This is a genomic window from Staphylococcus coagulans (genome assembly GCF_002901995.1).
Lineage (GTDB): Bacteria > Bacillota > Bacilli > Staphylococcales > Staphylococcaceae > Staphylococcus > Staphylococcus coagulans.
Genome location: NZ_PPQN01000019.1, coordinates 16685 through 33093, shown reverse-complemented (window position 1 = coordinate 33093; position 16409 = coordinate 16685). Strand labels below are relative to the sequence as shown.

Below are 16409 nucleotides of genomic sequence, written 5' to 3'. Positions count from 1 at the left end.
ATTTATAATAAATATATACAATAGAGATGTATCTAGATACAAAATGTCATTAAAATAAGAGGATAATTAAAATGAATAAGAATATTATAATTAAAAGCTTTGCAGCTTTAACGATTTTAACTTCTCTTGGAATAGGAAGTAGTCTTTCAGATCAATATCATTCAGTCGCAAAAGCAGAAAAAAATGTAATAGAAATTCATGATGCAACGGTCAGCCCATATAATGGTGTGGTCTCATTTAGTCATGGGACAGGATTTGTAGTAGGTAAGAATACGGTTGTCACAAATAAACATGTGGTGAGTGGCCAAGGCAAAGATGCAGTGAAGAGAATCGCTGCGCATCCTACTGGATATAGTAGCAATGGCGGACATTATGGTGTATTAGAAATTATTCCGTATCCAGGTAAGGAAGATTTAGCAATTGTGCATATTAGAGAAAGATCAGAAGAAGGATGGAACTTTAATGAAAAAACGCAGGCATTGAAATTAGCCGATCATGCCAGTGTCAATGAAAGAATTTCAATTATGGGCTATCCAAAACCTGATAAACATGGTTATAACTTATTACAATCATTTGGTAAAGTATTATCTATAGAAGGAACTGGTATGATAATTGACGCTTATCCGGAGCCGGGGAATTCTGGTTCTGCAATTATAAATGAGAATGGCGAAGCAGTAGGTGTATTTTACGCTGGAGATATTAAAGATTCACCCGAAAGAAAAGGATATGGCGTTTACTTTACACCTGAAATTAAAAAATTCATCCAAGAAAACACACAAAAGTAAGCAAACATAAAGTTGTTTCATCGTTTTTAATAATCACCCTAGAATTTACGACTTAGACTCAATCGTAAGAGATACTTATAAAATAAGAGAACCTTCCATCTCGTATAAAAACATTTACCCCTTAACCCATAAAAAGTATATAAATATAAAACAATAACGACGATATAAAGAGAATGTCGTTATCGATTAAAACATAAACTGAAAAAAGGATATTCCTCATCCAATTTAAACTGTGTAAGTAGAGTGCACCGACTCTACTTCGCAGTTTATTTTTTAGGTTAAAATATAGTACAGTCGATGCATCATTTATGATTTTTCGATTGCCGTTTTAAAATAATGGTAACAAACTTGGTTACTAAAGAAGTTTGGATTGTTTTTACGCAGGGGGTATTCCGAAAAATAAGTAAAAAAATGCGACTGGAAAAACGATAAGGATACTCAAACTGGACAAGACTGTGCTAATCATCCACGTTTTTCTATTTTTTTGGTTCATAACCCATAAAATGACTGAAAGAACGAACACTATTAATGAAACTTGAAAATAAATAGAAAGAATATCGCCACCCTCATAATTTAAAAATGGAATAGGAATGAATAATAACAATATGAGAAGAGTGTTACTTAATATATGAAAACTATACATTGCTTTTCTCATGACAAAACGCCACCACCTTTAATTTAAGCTATATAAAGTTTATTCATATGCTACATGAATTGATGAAAAATAAAAAGACTCGCAAGGGATAAGCGAGTCTTTTTGTATTGATTATTTGAAGAATGATAAGATGCTGCTGAAAGCATTTTTAACTTTATTTGCTGTATCCGCTGCAGTAATAGCAGTTTTTACGATTGTTGGATTTTTATATAGTGTGTGTAAAACTCTTCCTGTATTGATACTGCTAGTTACAAAGTTACTTGTTTTTGCATAAGCTTTGTAGAAAGCATTATCAGTATCATTGATTTGTATAGGGCTAATGTATGCACCAGTACTTTTTTCGTTTAACAATCCTAATACAGCAATATCGATTGTATTTTTATATTTGAAGTATAAGCTTGAATAATATTTTGCATCGTTATATTTCTTTGTAATACTATTATATGAATCTGTTATATATTTTTGAACTTTATTTGCACTGTCTTTGATGTAAGTGTAACCATCTTCAAATGGACGTTTGAAGTCATTCCACAAGTCTGTCCAAGTTGATTTTGAAGGTGCTTCAACTTTTGGAGCAGCAGGTGCTGAAGGTGTTGCTTGGTTTTGAGATTGACCTTGATTTTGAACTTCAGGTTTTTGTACCTCAGGCTTTTGCTCTTCTTTTTTCACTTCAGGTTGTTTCGTTTCAGGAGCCTTTTCTTCTTTTTTGTCTTCTACTTTAGGCGCTTGAGGTTGTTTTTGATCTTCTTTCACTTCAGGCTTTTGCTCTTTTTGCTCGTCAGCTTTAGGCGCTTGAGGTTGTTCTTCTTTTTTCTCTTCTACTTTCGGTACTTCAGGTTTTTGTTCTTCTTGTTGAGGTTGCTCTTGCCATTTTTCTTCCCAATTTTCTGGCTCGATTTGTGGCTCAGCTGGCTTTGTTTCAGTTTGGTTTACTGATTCATCAAATACTTTTTGAGCTGCATCTGGGTTTTCTTTGATTTCTGAGATGTAACGATCACGTTGTTCGTCAGTGATGTCTTCGTTATTTAAAATTTCATAGAAAGCGTTTTGTTGACCTACACGACGCTCAGGACGTTGGCTATCTTTAATTGATTCAGAGAAAACATTTTGTGCACTTTCTTTATTTTCGTGCAATTGTTTTAAATATTGATCACGTTGCTCTTCAGTGATGCCTTCCATATGTAATACTTGATAAAATGCTTTTTGTTCTGGTGATACTTTTGCAGATTCAAAAGTTTGATCCGCTGCAGGTGCAAGTCCTGATTTTGATGGTTCTTGTTCACTCGCGTCAGCTTGTCCGTTTGATACGATTGTTGCGATAGATACTGTAGCAACACCCATTAATAATTTAGCTATGTACTTGTTTTTCATAATTAATCCCTTTCATATTCAGTTTTTATTTGTTGTAAGCATTTAAAATATAGCATGCTTTTATATTGAGTTAAATTAACTATTTCTTAATTGTTCATAAAAACAAATTAATATATTTCGGTTTTACTAGTGTGTGAAAAAAGTAATGAAAAATCTTATCTTTTATTTTTTATGACTTGGAAAGCATTAATAATTTATAAAGAGAAATATAGAACATCTTCTGTTTAATGTTGTAATAAGTAATGTGATGTGGTACAATTTTTGAATGTGAGTAATGAAAATTATTCCTTGCTTATCATTTCATTGATAGGCCGTATAGACCACAAGGAGGTGCAAATATAAAATGAGAACATATGAAATTATGTACATCGTGCGTCCAAACATCGAGGAAGATGCGCGTAAAGCAGTAGTTGAACGTTTTAACGGAATTTTAGCTTCTGAAGGTTCTGAAGTATTAGAAACGAAGGACTGGGGTAAACGTCGTTTAGCTTACGAAATTGAAGACTTTAAAGATGGTTACTACAACATCGTACGTATTCAGTCTGACAACAACGTAGCAACTGACGAATTCCAACGTTTAGCTAAAATCAATGACGATATCATTCGTTACATCGTTGTCCGTGAAGACGAAGATAAGTAATAGAATAATAATGGGGGCGTGAAAATGCTTAACAGAGTCGTATTAGTAGGTCGATTAACTAAAGATCCAGAATACAGAACGACACCCTCAGGCGTAAGTGTAGCGACTTTTACTCTAGCGGTTAATCGTACGTTTACGAATGCGCAAGGGGAACGTGAAGCGGACTTCATTAACTGTGTAGTTTTTCGTAAACAAGCAGAAAACGTGAACAACTTTTTGTTCAAAGGAAGTTTAGCTGGCGTTGATGGTCGCTTACAATCACGCAGTTATGAGAACCAAGAAGGCCGACGTGTGTTCGTCACTGAAGTGGTATGTGACAGTGTTCAATTCCTTGAACCAAAATCACAAAACCAACGTCACTCTAATCAAGGCAATGATTTCCAAAGCTATGGTCAGAGCTTCGGTGGGCAACAACAAGGTCAAAATTCGTCATATCAAAACAACAATCAACCCGCACATAACGATAATCCATTTGCGAATGCGAATGGTCCTATCGATATTAGTGATGATGATTTACCATTTTAATGAATTAGCGAACGTATAGAATCATTTTATAGTAAGGGAGGCACAAATCATGGCAGGTGGACCAAGAAGAGGCGGTCGTCGTCGTAAAAAAGTTTGTTATTTCACAGCAAACGGTATTACACATATCGACTATAAAGATACTGAGTTATTAAAACGTTTTATCTCAGAACGCGGTAAAATTTTACCACGTCGTGTGACAGGTACTTCAGCTAAATATCAACGTATGTTGACTACAGCTATTAAACGTGCACGTCATATGGCATTACTACCATTCGTTAAAGACGAAGCATAAGTGGCATAGACTAAGAACCCTGTCCTGTTCAAAGGATGGGGTTTTTAGCTATAATAAAAGTGAGTAGCACTGGGTGACTTGTGCCACTCACTTTTATTTTTAGAAGTATTAAAGTTTATTTTTACACATCATGATTTCATGCTGATATAAATGCGATAGTTTTTTTAATTTAATATCATCTTTTGAAATTTTCATATAATAGGGTTTTGGCTCCCTAAGAAAACACCTCAAAATCCATTCAAATGAATTTTGAGGTGTTTTCTTATTTGTTTTCTATCAAGTATCTACTTCAATTAAGTCAAATTGATTTGTGCCTTCAGCCTGTAAGGAAAGAAGCTCTTGGGGCAAGATTTCCAAAATAGTTTAGTTTATCAAATATTTTATACCCCGGTATCCCTATATAATTATTTGCTATACGCTTTAATTGGATAATGATCGGAGTAATCATTATAAAAGTAAGTGTAAGGGAAAGCATAGACATGCCAGCTTTGTGCTTTTTCATCTACAGCTTTATTAACGAGTGTGCCGGGTTGCCGATGATCTTTATCTACAAATATATAGTCTAAATACTCGGATTGTGCATTTGGATAATTGTATTTTGCAATTGAGTTGGACTCTGGGTCCCATGTGCTTGTATGTCCAGTGAAGCTTACATCATTAACATTTAAATTTCTAAGCATGTCTTGATACTCACTTGAACCTTTATTAACATTTAGATCCCCGCCAATGTAGACCACTTCATCTTTTGGTATGTTTTTATTTTTTACGAATGTACTGATTTCATTCATTTGTTCAGCTCGAATCTCTCTGTCATAGCCTGTTCCACATCTGCTATCCTCGGCTTGTGTATGAGTACCGATAACATGAACATTTTTGCCTTCTTTTTCAATTTTCGTGTATACAAATCCTTTATTGCTATCATTATCAAAACCACAACCGCGTCGAAATACGTGCTGTATTCTTTCTTTTATTGGATATTTACTTACAATTGCCACCCCTCCATCTTCAAGGACAGTACTAGAGTAACTTCCTTCTGTGCTATCCCATCCAGATCTAGAGCGACCTAGAACGCCAGTTTGATGTGGGTATTCATTTTTAAGGTTATTTAAGAGTTGATTTGATGCACCGTTATCAAATGCCTCATTTAAAATAACAACATCATTACCTTTTATGTAAAAAGATTGAGAAATTAAATCAGCGCGAATATATTGCCCCCAGTTAGGATACAATGATGTTGGAAGCATATAGACATTGTGACTTGCTAATTTTAATTCATTATTGTTAGGTACTTTGGCAGCGTGTGCTGTAGGGTGTACAGTAATACCTAATAGAATGAGATGGGCTAAAATGATTGATGTGAATGCTTTAGTTTTTTGTAATTTCTTCATTTTTATCACTCCTTTGCACATTATTATAGCGTTATAAAAAGTAAAAAAGGTTGAACTCGTTTTTAATTTTAGTTAAAAAAATATTAACTTATAATTATTCGTATTTAACTTATTATTTTTGAATCAATTGAGTTTAATTAAATTTCAAAGCATGACTTAAATTTTAGAAGGTAAAAGTGAATGATGACGCAACTATGTCTAGAGTATAAGTCTGTTATGTAGAGGGAATTTTATTATTAAATGTGGTCAGTGTTTGAGGCAGATGAAGCTCTCTAGCGTTAGGAGAATCAAACATAAAATGCAGGAGGGGACTGGATTGCATAAGTCTGCTAAGACAAGTTTTTAATCCGAGTCCCGTTTCTTCATTATTATAAGCATTCGCGTTAGAAAGCGTTTTTAATTTGAGTAGCGAATGGATTAGGAAATAGAGCGTCGTTTTTCATAAAAGTGATTAACGCCATTTAATATAATGCCTAATAAAATAATTGCTGATGAAATCAATGTGAGACGCTTGTAATCGAATCCAGACTCTAATAGTAAAGAACCGATGACGGCGCCTAAAAAATTGGCTAAATTAAAAACGGATGCAGCGACGGTACTAGACAATAAAGGTGCATCTTTTGCACTTAAAATCACTTTACTGTTCAACAATGGTGTGGTACCAAATGTGCCGAAACCAAACGCAAAACAAATGATTAATGCAAGTACAGCATTATGAACAGCGAAAACAAAAAAGAAAATCGTGATTAATAGCAATAGAAATGTGTAATAAAGGTATTGCGTTAAACGTGGTTCAGGCACACTTCCAGTTGCTAAGTTTCCAATCACGCCACCTAATCCGAACATAAATAGGCAAACTGTTAGTCCTGTAGTACCGTAAGGCGCATATTGATAAAGAATTGGCTCCATAAATGTATAGGTTGTAAAGACACCAGAATAACCAAAGACAATAATAGAAATAATGATAAGCACATGCGGATTTTTAAATATTTTCAACTCGTTTTTAACATTCACTTCAGAACTCAAAGTAATGTCAGGTGTGTATTTTAGTAAACCTATTAATGTGATCAATGCTAATCCAATCATAATCACAAAGACAATTCTCCAATTTGACAAGCCACCAAAAAATGAACCAAATGGGACACCAATCATCACAGCAATTGTGAGACCTGCTTGAACTAAAGCGATGGCGTGTGTTTTTTTCTGAGGAGGTACAATGGCTGAAGCTACACTCATACATACACCAAAAAATGGAGCGTGCATAGATGCAGATAATAGTCTTGAAATGAGCAACACATTGAAGTTAGGTGCAAGTGCAGCGATGATATTGCTGACAATAAAGATTGCAATTAATATAGGTAGCAGTCTTTTTGCTTGGAATTTTAATGTTAAAATTCGCATAATAGGACCGATTAACGCGACACTTATCGCATAAACACTAATTAATAATCCAGTAGTAGAGATTCGAACATTCATATCTGCTGAGATTTGAGTCAATAGACCTGTCACTACGTATTCGGCCATACCTACAGTGAAAGTTCCTATCATAAAAAATAGAAAGAGTGTTTTTTGACGCATCGTTTGTCCCTCCTTTGCTAGATTCACATATGTTGCGATGTTACAAAAAATAGCACGAAATGTGAAGTGAAAAAGGTTATTTTATGAAAAATTAGTAGTACTTTCGCAATAAACATATAAACATGTCATTATTTTTTAATTTGTATTGACAATAATAATAATCCGCGTACAATTAGAAATTAAAAAGATGTTGAAGTGAGGTTCTTATGAAAGCTGTTTTGAAGCAGATACCAAAATTAGAATTACATTGTCATTTAGACGGCTCTGTCAGTGTAGATTATTTAAAAAGACAGAGTGAGAAACAACAAGTGCGCATAGATATTAATAAAGTAACAGTGGATCAAAATTGTCAAAGTTTAGCAGAATATTTACAGTCATTTGATGAGATATTGAAGGTCATGCAAACACAAGAGAGTCTTATTGAAGCGGTTATCGATGTTGCACGACAATCGCATGAAGATGGGGTGAAATATATTGAGGTTCGCTTTGCGCCTGCTTTCCATCAGTCACTTGGTTTGGAAACGATTGAAATTTTAGATGCGGTTTGTGAAGGTGCGCAGCAAGCTGAAGCCCAATTTGATTTGGATGTACGTTTGCTCGTATGTGGAATGAAGCATCATTCAATGGCAACTAATCAAGCGATTTTTGATCATTTAGGTGTGAATGCATCGATTACAAAGTATATTGTAGGTGTAGATTTAGCAGGAGATGAAGCGAGTTCGCCAACGGAAGCGCATGAAGCATTAATTCAATATGCAAAAAGTAAAAATTTAAATATTACATTACACGCCGGGGAGTGTGGTTGTGTAAAGAATGTGTACGATGCGATTCAATATGGTGCACGTCGAATTGGTCATGGTGTGGCGATTTTTCAAGATGAACAGGCTTTGTCTTGGGTGAAAGAACACGATGTCCTATTAGAGTTTTGTCCGAATAGCAATTTACAAACAAAGGCCATAGATACATTGGCGACTTTAGATTTGCCAAAGCTCATGGAACAAGAGGTGGCTTTCTTGATTAATACGGATAATCGAACAGTGACACAGACAACGTTAATGGATGAATATGCATTATTGTTGGAACACCGTCTACTGAATATGGCCGATATACAAAAAATAAATTATGATGCAATTGATTACAGCTTTGCTTGCCAGGAAACGAAAGATAAGTTAAAACGCTACTTTGAAGAGAACTAAATCATATACAAAAAGACGAGATTGGGATAGTGTGCCCAGTCTCGTCTTTAACTGTTTATCACAAATGAACTTAACTCAATCGCTTTCTAAAAATGCGCTTCTAAAATGCCTCAAATATTATTTTTTATTTTAAGCTGTCTTCAATCTCTTTCATTTCTTTTTCTTTAAGGTCAACAACAACTTCGCCATCTTTTGTATCCTCTTTTAAAGCGGATTTTGCTTCTTTAGAATGATAAAGTTCTGCAATTTTTTTATACGTTTTGTTATCTTTATCTTTAGAGTTAACAGCAATGATGTTGATATATGGTTTAACTGCATCTGATTTTGCATCTTCTAAGTAAATCGGATCTTTCTTTGCATCTAATCCTGCTTTTGTTGCAACCCCGTTATTAATGACTGAAATATCGACATCAGAAAGGCCACGTGCTGTTTGTTGTGCATCTACGGCTTTGATATCTAAGTTTTTAGGATTAGATTGAATATCTTTGATTGAACTAGATAAGCCGAAATCTTTTTTCAGTTTAAGTAATCCTGCTTTTTCTAGAAGTTTGAGTGCACGCGCTTGGTTAGAAACGTCATTTGGAATCACGACTTTGGCGCCGTCTTTCACATCTTTAATGTCTTTTACTTTTTTCGAATAGACCCCAAGAGGTGCTAAAACAGAAGTACGAATCGGTGTAATATGAGTCCCTTTATTCGCTTTTTTAAATTCATTCAGAAATGCAAAATGTTGGAATGCGTTCATATCAATATCCCCATCGTTGAGCGCAGTGTTTGGAACATTGTAATCTGAAAATTGTTTGATTTCCAAATCGATATTGTCTTTTTTTGCCAATTCTTTTACTTTTTCCCATGCTTTTGTATCATTTGAAGCAACACCAATCGTCACTTTTTTTGTATCATTTTTCCCACAGGCGCTAAGTACCAGTACAGCAAGAACTAAGAGTGTCAGTAATTTTTTCATCTCATAAAACCCCCGATTAATGTCGACGTACTTTTTTCGCAAGTACGTTGCCGACAGATTGTATTAATTGAACAATAATGACTAAAACCACGACCGTAATCACAATGACAAGTGTGTCAAAGCGTTGATAACCATAGACAAGGGCCATATCCCCGATACCGCCACCACCAACAGCGCCGGCCATAGCAGTTGCCCCGATCAGACCAATAATGGCCGTAGTAATAGACAAGATAAGTGATCCCAGTGCTTCAGGTAAAAGAAAGTACCGAATGATTTGCATTGGCGAAGCCCCCATCGCATGTGCAGCTTCAATGATACCTGCATCTACCTCTAGCAGTGAATTCTCAACTAATCTCGCAATATAAGGGGCGACATAGACAGTTAAAGGAACAATGGCAGCCGTTGTGCCAATCGATGTGCCTACAATTAATTTTGTAAAAGGAATAATCGCAATTAACAAAATGATAAACGGAATAGATCGCAATATATTAATAATTGGATTTAAAATATGATGAATAATGGCATTAGGCCATATTCCATTTTGTCTCGTAACAACGAGTAGAATGCCTAGCGGTATCCCAATAATAGCACCGAGAACAAGGGCAAACGTGACCATATATAATGTTTGATACAGTGCTTCGAGTAACTGAGATGTTTCGATTGATGAACCTAACATGATGGTAATCCCTCCTCGTATTGAATGTGATGTGTTTCAAAGTATGAACGAGCATCGCGTTGTTGAGCAGGAGTTCCTGTTACTTGGAGCCAGAGATATCCTACAGTTTCATTTTGTATGTTAGCTGTAATCGCATGAATGACGTTCACTTTCACATTGATTTCTTGAATGAGATCGTTGAGAATCGTATGTTTAATTTGCGAAGGTTCAATAAACAGTTTGTATACTGTGTCATCTTCATGGAGCTGTATATCTTTAATCACAGAAGGGGAAGGTAACGTATTGATGACCGTCGATACAAAACGCTGTGCTGTAGATGTCTGTGGCTGGCTGAATACACTTTTAACGGTGTCGAGTTCAATGACGTGTCCGTTTTCCATAACCGCAACACGATGGCAAATTTTTTGGATGACACTCATTTCATGTGTAATGACCATAATCGTTACACCAAAAGTTTCGTTCGTTTTTTTCAATAAATCGAGTATTGAGTCAGTTGTGGCTGGGTCTAAAGCACTTGTGGCTTCATCACAAAGCAAAATTTTAGGACGCGTAATTAAAGCGCGGGCAATCGCAACACGTTGCTTTTGTCCACCAGAAAGTTCTGTCGGAAACTGATTCGCTTTACCAGCTAAATCTACAAATCGCAACATTTCATCCACACGTACTTTAATCTCTTCCATAGGCACTTTACTTAAAATTAAAGGCATCGCCACATTTTTAAAAACCGTTTTTGAGTTGAGTAAATTGAAGTGCTGGAATATCATTCCAATCTCTTTTTTAACCGTGCGCAGTTGGGCAGCTGAATATGTATTTAAATGATGACCGTCAACTAGAATATCTCCCGACGTTTGTTTTTCTAACTGATTAACAAGGCGGACGAGGGTACTCTTACCGGCACCACTGTACCCAATGACACCAAAAATATCCCCTTTATTAATTTTAAAGTTAACATCTTTAAGTGCTTGCACAGTCGTACTTTTCTTTTTAAATGTTTTATTGACATTTTTAAATTCGATCATGGCAACCTTCCTTAATTCCGATTTAAATAATAAGTAATGTCTGTATTTTATGTGATGTACAAAAAATAGTCAACACAATATTTAGTATTTTCTGAAAAACTATAAAAAAAGACTTAAATTGACTTCGCTCGAGCAAAGTTTGATTTAAGCCTTTAAAGTGGGACATATTTTAGCGACGCCAAAAAGAGGAGCTGTCTTTCTTGTCTTTGATATTGAAATCAATGATACGATAAAGCAAATCGTAATTGACTTCGTCCGTCCATTTGATTTTTAGAAACATTTTTGTCATTTGATAGCCAGCAGCTTTAATGTCATCTGCAAATGTATCTAAAGTATATTTCTCAGGTGAAATTGCAAAATGGGGTTTAGCTTTACTAAAGCCCAAGATGAAAGAACCATTGTCCTTATACAATAACATGGGTTGGTTCCATTTTATCTCCATAGTAAGTTCAGGGTAGTTTTCTAAAATCGTTTGTAACACATTTTTAAGCTTTTCACGATGTGCCTCTTTATCGATGGTTTCTAAAAAGTCATCTAAAGTTTCCATTTGTATTCCCCCATTAAATATTTAAGACGATGAGTGTACGACTTACACTCGTATTGTAACACGTCATGTAGAAAAGAAAGGGTTTATTGTAAACTTAAAATATAAATTAATTTACAATTATGGTATACTGGCTTTTATATGAGGAGGAATGGTTATGAAAATTGCAGAGCAAATATTAAAAGGTTCAGCTTTAACACCAGAGGAAGCATTTGACTTATTTACGAATCCAACCTATGACACCATGGACCTTGTACATGAAGCTTATCAATTACGTAAACATTATTATGGTCACAAAGTAAAATTAAATATGATTTTAAATGCTAAAAGTGGAATTTGTCCTGAAGATTGCGGCTATTGTGGCCAATCACGTGAAATGAAGGAAAAACAACGTTATGCATTAATTCCTGAAAATCAGATTACAGAAGGTGCGAAAGTCGCGGCTGAAAATGAAATTGGCACATATTGTATCGTTATGAGTGGTAGAGGACCAAGTGATAAAGAGATTGATCATATTACATCCTCAGTCGAACAGATTAAGGCTGAGCATCCGCAATTAAAAATATGTGCTTGTTTAGGTTTAACGAATGAGGAGCAAGCGGGTCGTTTAAAAGCTGCTGGTGTAGATCGCTATAACCATAATTTGAATACAAGTGAAAATTATCATGATGAAGTTGTGACCACACACACGTATAAAGATCGTGTAGATACGATTGAAATAATGAAACAAAATCATATTTCGCCTTGCTCAGGTGTTATTTGTGGTATGGGAGAATCTAACCAAGATATCGTCGACATGGCCTTTGCATTGAGAGATATTGATGCTGATAGTATACCGGTGAACTTTTTGCATCCAATCAAAGGGACTAAATTTGGAGATATGGATCAACTGACGCCAATGCGTTGCTTAAGAATACTCGCGTTATTCCGTTTGATCAATCCAACAAAAGAGATTCGTATTGCAGGAGGTAGGGAAGTTAATCTTCGTTCTTTACAATCAACAGCCTTAATGGTTGCGAACTCTATCTTCGTTGGTGATTATTTAATTACTGGAGGTCAACCGAATCAACTGGATTATGATATGATTCGCGATATGGGATATGAAATTGATTACGGTGCTAAACAAAGTGAGATGGAAAGTGTATAAAGTCTATTAAGTAATGCCATTCAGAATATGACATCAAAAAAGCTGATTGACATTGCATCAATCAGCTTTTTGACATGATTTAAAACTTTAGTTTCTGATGAGATAGTCAAATGCTGACAATGCAGCTGTTGCGCCTGATCCCATTGAAATAATAATTTGTTTGTAACGTTGGTCTGTGCAATCCCCAGCTGCGAAGACACCTGGTACATTTGTATTACCAAGACGATCAACTTCAATTTCGCCCATACGGTTACGTTGAACAGAGTCGCCTAACCATTCTGTATTAGGAGATAAACCGATTTGAACGAAAACGCCATCTAAGTCGATGTGTTTGTCTTCTTTTGATTGCATATCTGTATAAGTCAGACCGTTTACACGATCATCACCTGTAATTTCTTTCGTAGCTGCATTAGTAATAACTTGTGTGTTTGGTAATGATTTCAAACGCTCTTGTAAGACAGAGTCTGCTTTTAACGTGTCAGAGAATTCTAATACTGTGACATTTTTACAAATTCCCGCTAAGTCAATAGCAGCTTCAATACCAGAGTTTCCGCCACCGATAACTGCAACATCTTTACCTTCAAATAGAGGGCCGTCACAGTGCGGGCAGTATGCGACACCTTTGTTCGTGTATTTTTCTTCACCTGGTACCCCAATTTTTCTCCAGCGTGCACCTGTACCGATGATTAATGAACGTGTTTCTAGAACAGCACCGTTATCAAGTGTTACTGATACAGTTTTGTCTGTTTTTTCAAGTTGTTCTGCACGAACACCTTTCATAACATCGATATTGTAGTCTTTAATATGTTCTTCTAAGTTAGTTGATAATGATGGACCCGTTGTTTTCTTAACACCGATTAAGTTTTCGATATCTGCTGTATCGTTGACTTGGCCACCAATTCTATCAGCGACAATACCTGTTGTGAGCCCTTTACGTGCAGCATAGATTGCTGAACTTGCACTTGCAGGACCGCCACCAATAACAAGTACATCAAAGACTTCTTTGTTTTCAAATGCAGATGCGTCCGGACCTTGACCGAGTGTACTCAAAATATCTGTTACAGTCATACGACCATTACCGAATTGTTCACCATTTAAGAAGATGGCAGGTACAGCCATGATGTCTTCTGCTTCTTCTTTAAATACAGCACCATCAATCATAGTGTGTGTAATATTAGGGTTCAATACACTCATTAAGTTTAATGCTTGAACAACATCTGGACATTTATGACAAGTTAAGCTGATATAAGTTTCAAAGTGAAGTGGTTGTTCAATAGATTTGATTTGATCAATTACAGATTGTTCTTCTTTCGGAGCACGTCCACTGACTTGTAAAAGTGCAAGAACGAAAGAGTTGAATTCATGACCAAGAGGGACACCAGCAAATGTGATGCCAGTGTCCTCTCCAGGTCTATTGATACTAAAGCTAGGTGTACGCTTTAAATCAGCTTTTTCTACTGTAATTCGAGATGACATTTCTGCGACTTCATTCACAAGGTTATCGACTTTTTGTGAATTTTCGTCGGAACCTGTACTTGCTTTAAGTACAACGTCACCTTCCATCAAATCAAGAAGTTGCGATAATTGTTGCTTCAATTCTTGATTTAACATGCAGCATAGCCTCCTTAAATTTTACCGACTAAGTCTAATCCTGGAGTTAAAGTTTCGCCGCCTTCTTCCCATTTTGCTGGGCAAACTTCACCTGGATTTTCACGCACATATTGTGCAGCTTTGATTTTGTGAACAAGTGTACTTGCGTCACGGCCGATACCGTCTGCATTGATTTCTGCAGCTTGTACAACACCGTCAGGGTCAACGATGAAAGTACCACGTTGTGCAAGACCTTTTTCTTCATCTAATACATCAAATAAACGTGTGATTTGTTGAGATGGGTCACCAATCATTGTGTATTCTAATGTGCTAATTGCGTCTGAGTGATCATGCCAAGCTTTGTGTACGAAGTGTGTATCTGTAGAAACAGAGTATACGTTTGTACCAAGTTCTTGTAATTTTGCATATTGTTCTTGAACATCTTGTAATTCAGTTGGACATACGAAAGAGAAATCTGCTGGGTAGAATACAACAACACTCCAGCTACCTTTTAAGTCTTCGTGTGAAACTTCAACAAATTCATCTGTTTTTGCGTTGTAAGCTTGTGCTGAAAATTCCTCGATTTGTTTACCAATTAATGACATAATCGAAATCCTCCTATTATATGAATCATTATTATTTTAGATTAGAATGTAAAGACGTCTCGTCTTAATTATAATTCCTTATTAATAATAATTCTAATCTCAATAGCTATTATGACATGGAACATGCTTTCCGTCAAATAAATATCATTTTTGAAAGGGACATACACTAAGAAAGACAGTGGAATCAGCGTTTTGAACATAGTCAGCGCGATTAAAGCGATAAAAATTGAGACTTAAATTCTAATAAATGTATCATCTTAATGATGAAAAAGGCTTGAAATTGGATAATAAAGGCGTTATAAATTTTATTCTAAAAAGTGTTAAACAATTCAAATGAGGGATTAATAAGACGCCTGCTAATATCATTTACGGATGCTGATTCTCAATTACAAGTATATAGTATGAAAATATATAACCGCTCAATCCGCAATGATTATTTAATAATGAGGCATTATTTCTTAGGTTAAAATGTATTCATAGATAAGCACACCTGGTGCTATTAATAGTGAATACAATTCGATATAAATCGTATCCTCTGTTGTTATTTTTCTACGATTTAAGGGTATGCATGAGATGCAAGGGACATGCGTTTTCTTGAGTGTTTTGATAGGATATAGAAAAAGGATAAGGAGTGTTTATAAATGTCAGAATATGTGTATGATTTGGCAAAACGACATCACTCAGTTAGAAAATTTAAATCAGATCGAATCAGTAGAGACACGGTCGAAAAATTAATTGAGGCAGGACAAATGGCTTCAACTTCTAGCTATTTACAGACAACATCGATTATTGGTGTAGAAGATGCTGAAAAGAAAGAAGCTTTAAAAGAGGTATCTGGGCAGCCTTATGTCGTTGAAAATGGATATTTACTTGTTTTTGTGATTGACTATCACCGTCATCAGTTAATTAGTGAAAAGCTTGAAGCTAATATGGAAGATAGCTTTGAGTCAGCTGAGGGATTACTCGTAGGTACTGTAGATGCGGCATTGGCGGCACAAAATATAGCACTAACTGCAGAAGATATGGGCTATGGTATTGTTTATTTAGGTTCATTACGTAATGATGTACAGCGTGTGAGAGAAATATTAAAATTACCTGAACATGTTTTTCCACTGTTTGGAATGGCGTTAGGCGTACCAACAGATGACGAAAATGGTTCTCCAAAACCAAGATTACCACGTGAACATGTCTTTCATATTGATACGTATTCACAAGATGATGAACAGTTATCAAAACAGCTTGAGGAGTATGATCGAGAAGTTTCGCAATATTATAGTCAGCGTACAAACGGTGAGCGCAATGAAACATGGTCACAACAGGTAGCGAGATTTATGAGCAGTAAGCAACGTACAGAAATGAAAGAATGGTTGCAAATGGCAGGTTTTAATAGAAAATAAATCAGCGAACTATTAATTGAAAGTATCTAAAATCATA

16 protein-coding genes are annotated in these 16409 nt (G+C 35.6%); 7 read left to right on the top strand and 9 right to left on the bottom strand.

What is annotated here, in order from left to right; all coding sequences use genetic code 11:
* The first annotated feature begins 71 nt into the window (after positions 1-71).
* Entirely contained in the window at positions 72-785 is a 714-nt protein-coding gene (locus CD118_RS05475; RefSeq protein WP_103356365.1) for a trypsin-like serine peptidase, read from the top strand.
* Positions 786-1551: 766 nt separating this feature from the next.
* Here CD118_RS05475 and CD118_RS05465 read toward each other — a convergent pair.
* Positions 1552-2811: a B domain-containing protein gene (locus tag CD118_RS05465; RefSeq protein ID WP_103356364.1), complete on the bottom strand. Its 1260-nt coding sequence runs from the start codon at positions 2809-2811 to the stop codon at positions 1552-1554.
* Between the two features lie 343 nt (positions 2812-3154).
* Between CD118_RS05465 and rpsF the strand changes: the two genes are divergently transcribed.
* From rpsF to rpsR, 3 genes are read left to right on the top strand one after another with little or no spacing between them, the layout of a single operon-like run.
* Positions 3155-3451 carry a 30S ribosomal protein S6 gene (gene rpsF, locus CD118_RS05460; protein WP_050331885.1) on the top strand — a complete coding sequence of 99 codons (297 nt, stop codon included), beginning with the start codon at positions 3155-3157 and terminating at the stop codon, positions 3449-3451.
* A gap of 24 nt (positions 3452-3475) precedes the next feature.
* Positions 3476-3976: a single-stranded DNA-binding protein gene (gene ssb / locus CD118_RS05455; RefSeq protein WP_050331884.1), complete on the top strand. Its 501-nt coding sequence runs from the start codon at positions 3476-3478 to the stop codon at positions 3974-3976.
* A gap of 49 nt (positions 3977-4025) precedes the next feature.
* Entirely contained in the window at positions 4026-4268 is a 243-nt protein-coding gene (gene rpsR, locus CD118_RS05450; protein ID WP_014614919.1) for a 30S ribosomal protein S18, read from the top strand.
* Between the two features lie 404 nt (positions 4269-4672).
* Here rpsR and sph read toward each other — a convergent pair whose 3' ends face one another.
* A complete protein-coding gene (sph, locus tag CD118_RS05445) occupies positions 4673-5656 on the bottom strand; it encodes a sphingomyelin phosphodiesterase (protein ID WP_103356363.1) in 984 nt (327 codons plus the stop codon).
* 417 nt (positions 5657-6073) lie between these two features.
* On the bottom strand, positions 6074-7234 hold the full coding sequence (locus CD118_RS05440; protein WP_103356362.1) for an MFS transporter: 1161 nt from the start codon (positions 7232-7234) through the stop codon (positions 6074-6076).
* Between the two features lie 206 nt (positions 7235-7440).
* Between CD118_RS05440 and add the strand changes: the two genes are divergently transcribed.
* Complete coding sequence (gene add, locus CD118_RS05435; RefSeq protein WP_060830454.1) at positions 7441-8430, top strand: adenosine deaminase; 990 nt, start codon at positions 7441-7443, stop codon at positions 8428-8430.
* Positions 8431-8554: 124 nt separating this feature from the next.
* On the opposite strand, the gene gmpC is transcribed toward add, so the two are convergent.
* The 4 genes from gmpC to CD118_RS05415 all read right to left on the bottom strand — a co-directional run bounded on the left by gmpC (position 8555) and on the right by CD118_RS05415 (position 11636).
* On the bottom strand, positions 8555-9394 hold the full coding sequence (gene gmpC, locus CD118_RS05430; protein WP_103356361.1) for a dipeptide ABC transporter glycylmethionine-binding lipoprotein: 840 nt from the start codon (positions 9392-9394) through the stop codon (positions 8555-8557).
* A 16-nt stretch (positions 9395-9410) separates the two neighbouring features.
* On the bottom strand, positions 9411-10070 hold the full coding sequence (locus tag CD118_RS05425) for a methionine ABC transporter permease (protein WP_016425687.1): 660 nt from the start codon (positions 10068-10070) through the stop codon (positions 9411-9413).
* Positions 10064-11089 carry a methionine ABC transporter ATP-binding protein gene (locus tag CD118_RS05420; protein ID WP_060830452.1) on the bottom strand — a complete coding sequence of 342 codons (1026 nt, stop codon included), beginning with the start codon at positions 11087-11089 and terminating at the stop codon, positions 10064-10066. The genes CD118_RS05425 and CD118_RS05420 overlap by 7 nt, the downstream gene beginning before the upstream one ends.
* Before the next feature lie 169 nt (positions 11090-11258).
* Positions 11259-11636 (bottom strand): iron chaperone, encoded by a 378-nt coding sequence (locus CD118_RS05415; RefSeq protein WP_060830451.1) that lies wholly within the window; start codon positions 11634-11636, stop codon positions 11259-11261.
* A 154-nt stretch (positions 11637-11790) separates the two neighbouring features.
* Between CD118_RS05415 and bioB the strand changes: the two genes are divergently transcribed.
* On the top strand, positions 11791-12780 hold the full coding sequence (gene bioB / locus CD118_RS05410) for a biotin synthase BioB (RefSeq protein WP_050346160.1): 990 nt from the start codon (positions 11791-11793) through the stop codon (positions 12778-12780).
* A gap of 87 nt (positions 12781-12867) precedes the next feature.
* Here the strand turns inward: bioB and ahpF are convergent, their stop codons facing one another.
* Both ahpF and ahpC read right to left on the bottom strand, forming a co-directional pair.
* The gene (gene ahpF / locus CD118_RS05405) at positions 12868-14391 is read right to left on the bottom strand and encodes an alkyl hydroperoxide reductase subunit F (protein ID WP_050346159.1); all 1524 of its coding nucleotides are present in this window, start codon (positions 14389-14391) and stop codon (positions 12868-12870) included.
* A 14-nt stretch (positions 14392-14405) separates the two neighbouring features.
* Positions 14406-14975: an alkyl hydroperoxide reductase subunit C gene (ahpC, locus tag CD118_RS05400; RefSeq protein WP_016425682.1), complete on the bottom strand. Its 570-nt coding sequence runs from the start codon at positions 14973-14975 to the stop codon at positions 14406-14408.
* A 641-nt stretch (positions 14976-15616) separates the two neighbouring features.
* On the opposite strand from ahpC, the gene nfsA reads away from it, so the two are divergent.
* Positions 15617-16372, top strand: coding sequence for an oxygen-insensitive NADPH nitroreductase (gene nfsA, locus CD118_RS05395; RefSeq protein WP_050331874.1), 756 nt, complete (start codon positions 15617-15619; stop codon positions 16370-16372).
* Positions 16373-16409: the final 37 nt, after the last annotated feature.

Bases quoted from the DNA above. Each gene is read 5' to 3' on its own strand.
- rpsF (WP_050331885.1), top strand. From the start codon at position 3,155: ATGAGAACATATGAAATTATGTACATCGTGCGTCCAAACATCGAGGAA.
- gmpC (WP_103356361.1), bottom strand. From the start codon at position 9,394: ATGAAAAAATTACTGACACTCTTAGTTCTTGCTGTACTGGTACTTAGC.
- bioB (WP_050346160.1), top strand. From the start codon at position 11,791: ATGAAAATTGCAGAGCAAATATTAAAAGGTTCAGCTTTAACACCAGAG.
- CD118_RS05465 (WP_103356364.1), bottom strand. From the start codon at position 2,811: ATGAAAAACAAGTACATAGCTAAATTATTAATGGGTGTTGCTACAGTA.
- ahpF (WP_050346159.1), bottom strand. From the start codon at position 14,391: ATGTTAAATCAAGAATTGAAGCAACAATTATCGCAACTTCTTGATTTG.
- CD118_RS05420 (WP_060830452.1), bottom strand. From the start codon at position 11,089: ATGATCGAATTTAAAAATGTCAATAAAACATTTAAAAAGAAAAGTACG.
- sph (WP_103356363.1), bottom strand. From the start codon at position 5,656: ATGAAGAAATTACAAAAAACTAAAGCATTCACATCAATCATTTTAGCC.
- add (WP_060830454.1), top strand. From the start codon at position 7,441: ATGAAAGCTGTTTTGAAGCAGATACCAAAATTAGAATTACATTGTCAT.
- CD118_RS05415 (WP_060830451.1), bottom strand. From the start codon at position 11,636: ATGGAAACTTTAGATGACTTTTTAGAAACCATCGATAAAGAGGCACAT.
- CD118_RS05475 (WP_103356365.1), top strand. From the start codon at position 72: ATGAATAAGAATATTATAATTAAAAGCTTTGCAGCTTTAACGATTTTA.
- CD118_RS05425 (WP_016425687.1), bottom strand. From the start codon at position 10,070: ATGTTAGGTTCATCAATCGAAACATCTCAGTTACTCGAAGCACTGTAT.
- nfsA (WP_050331874.1), top strand. From the start codon at position 15,617: ATGTCAGAATATGTGTATGATTTGGCAAAACGACATCACTCAGTTAGA.
- CD118_RS05440 (WP_103356362.1), bottom strand. From the start codon at position 7,234: ATGCGTCAAAAAACACTCTTTCTATTTTTTATGATAGGAACTTTCACT.
- rpsR (WP_014614919.1), top strand. From the start codon at position 4,026: ATGGCAGGTGGACCAAGAAGAGGCGGTCGTCGTCGTAAAAAAGTTTGT.
- ahpC (WP_016425682.1), bottom strand. From the start codon at position 14,975: ATGTCATTAATTGGTAAACAAATCGAGGAATTTTCAGCACAAGCTTAC.
- ssb (WP_050331884.1), top strand. From the start codon at position 3,476: ATGCTTAACAGAGTCGTATTAGTAGGTCGATTAACTAAAGATCCAGAA.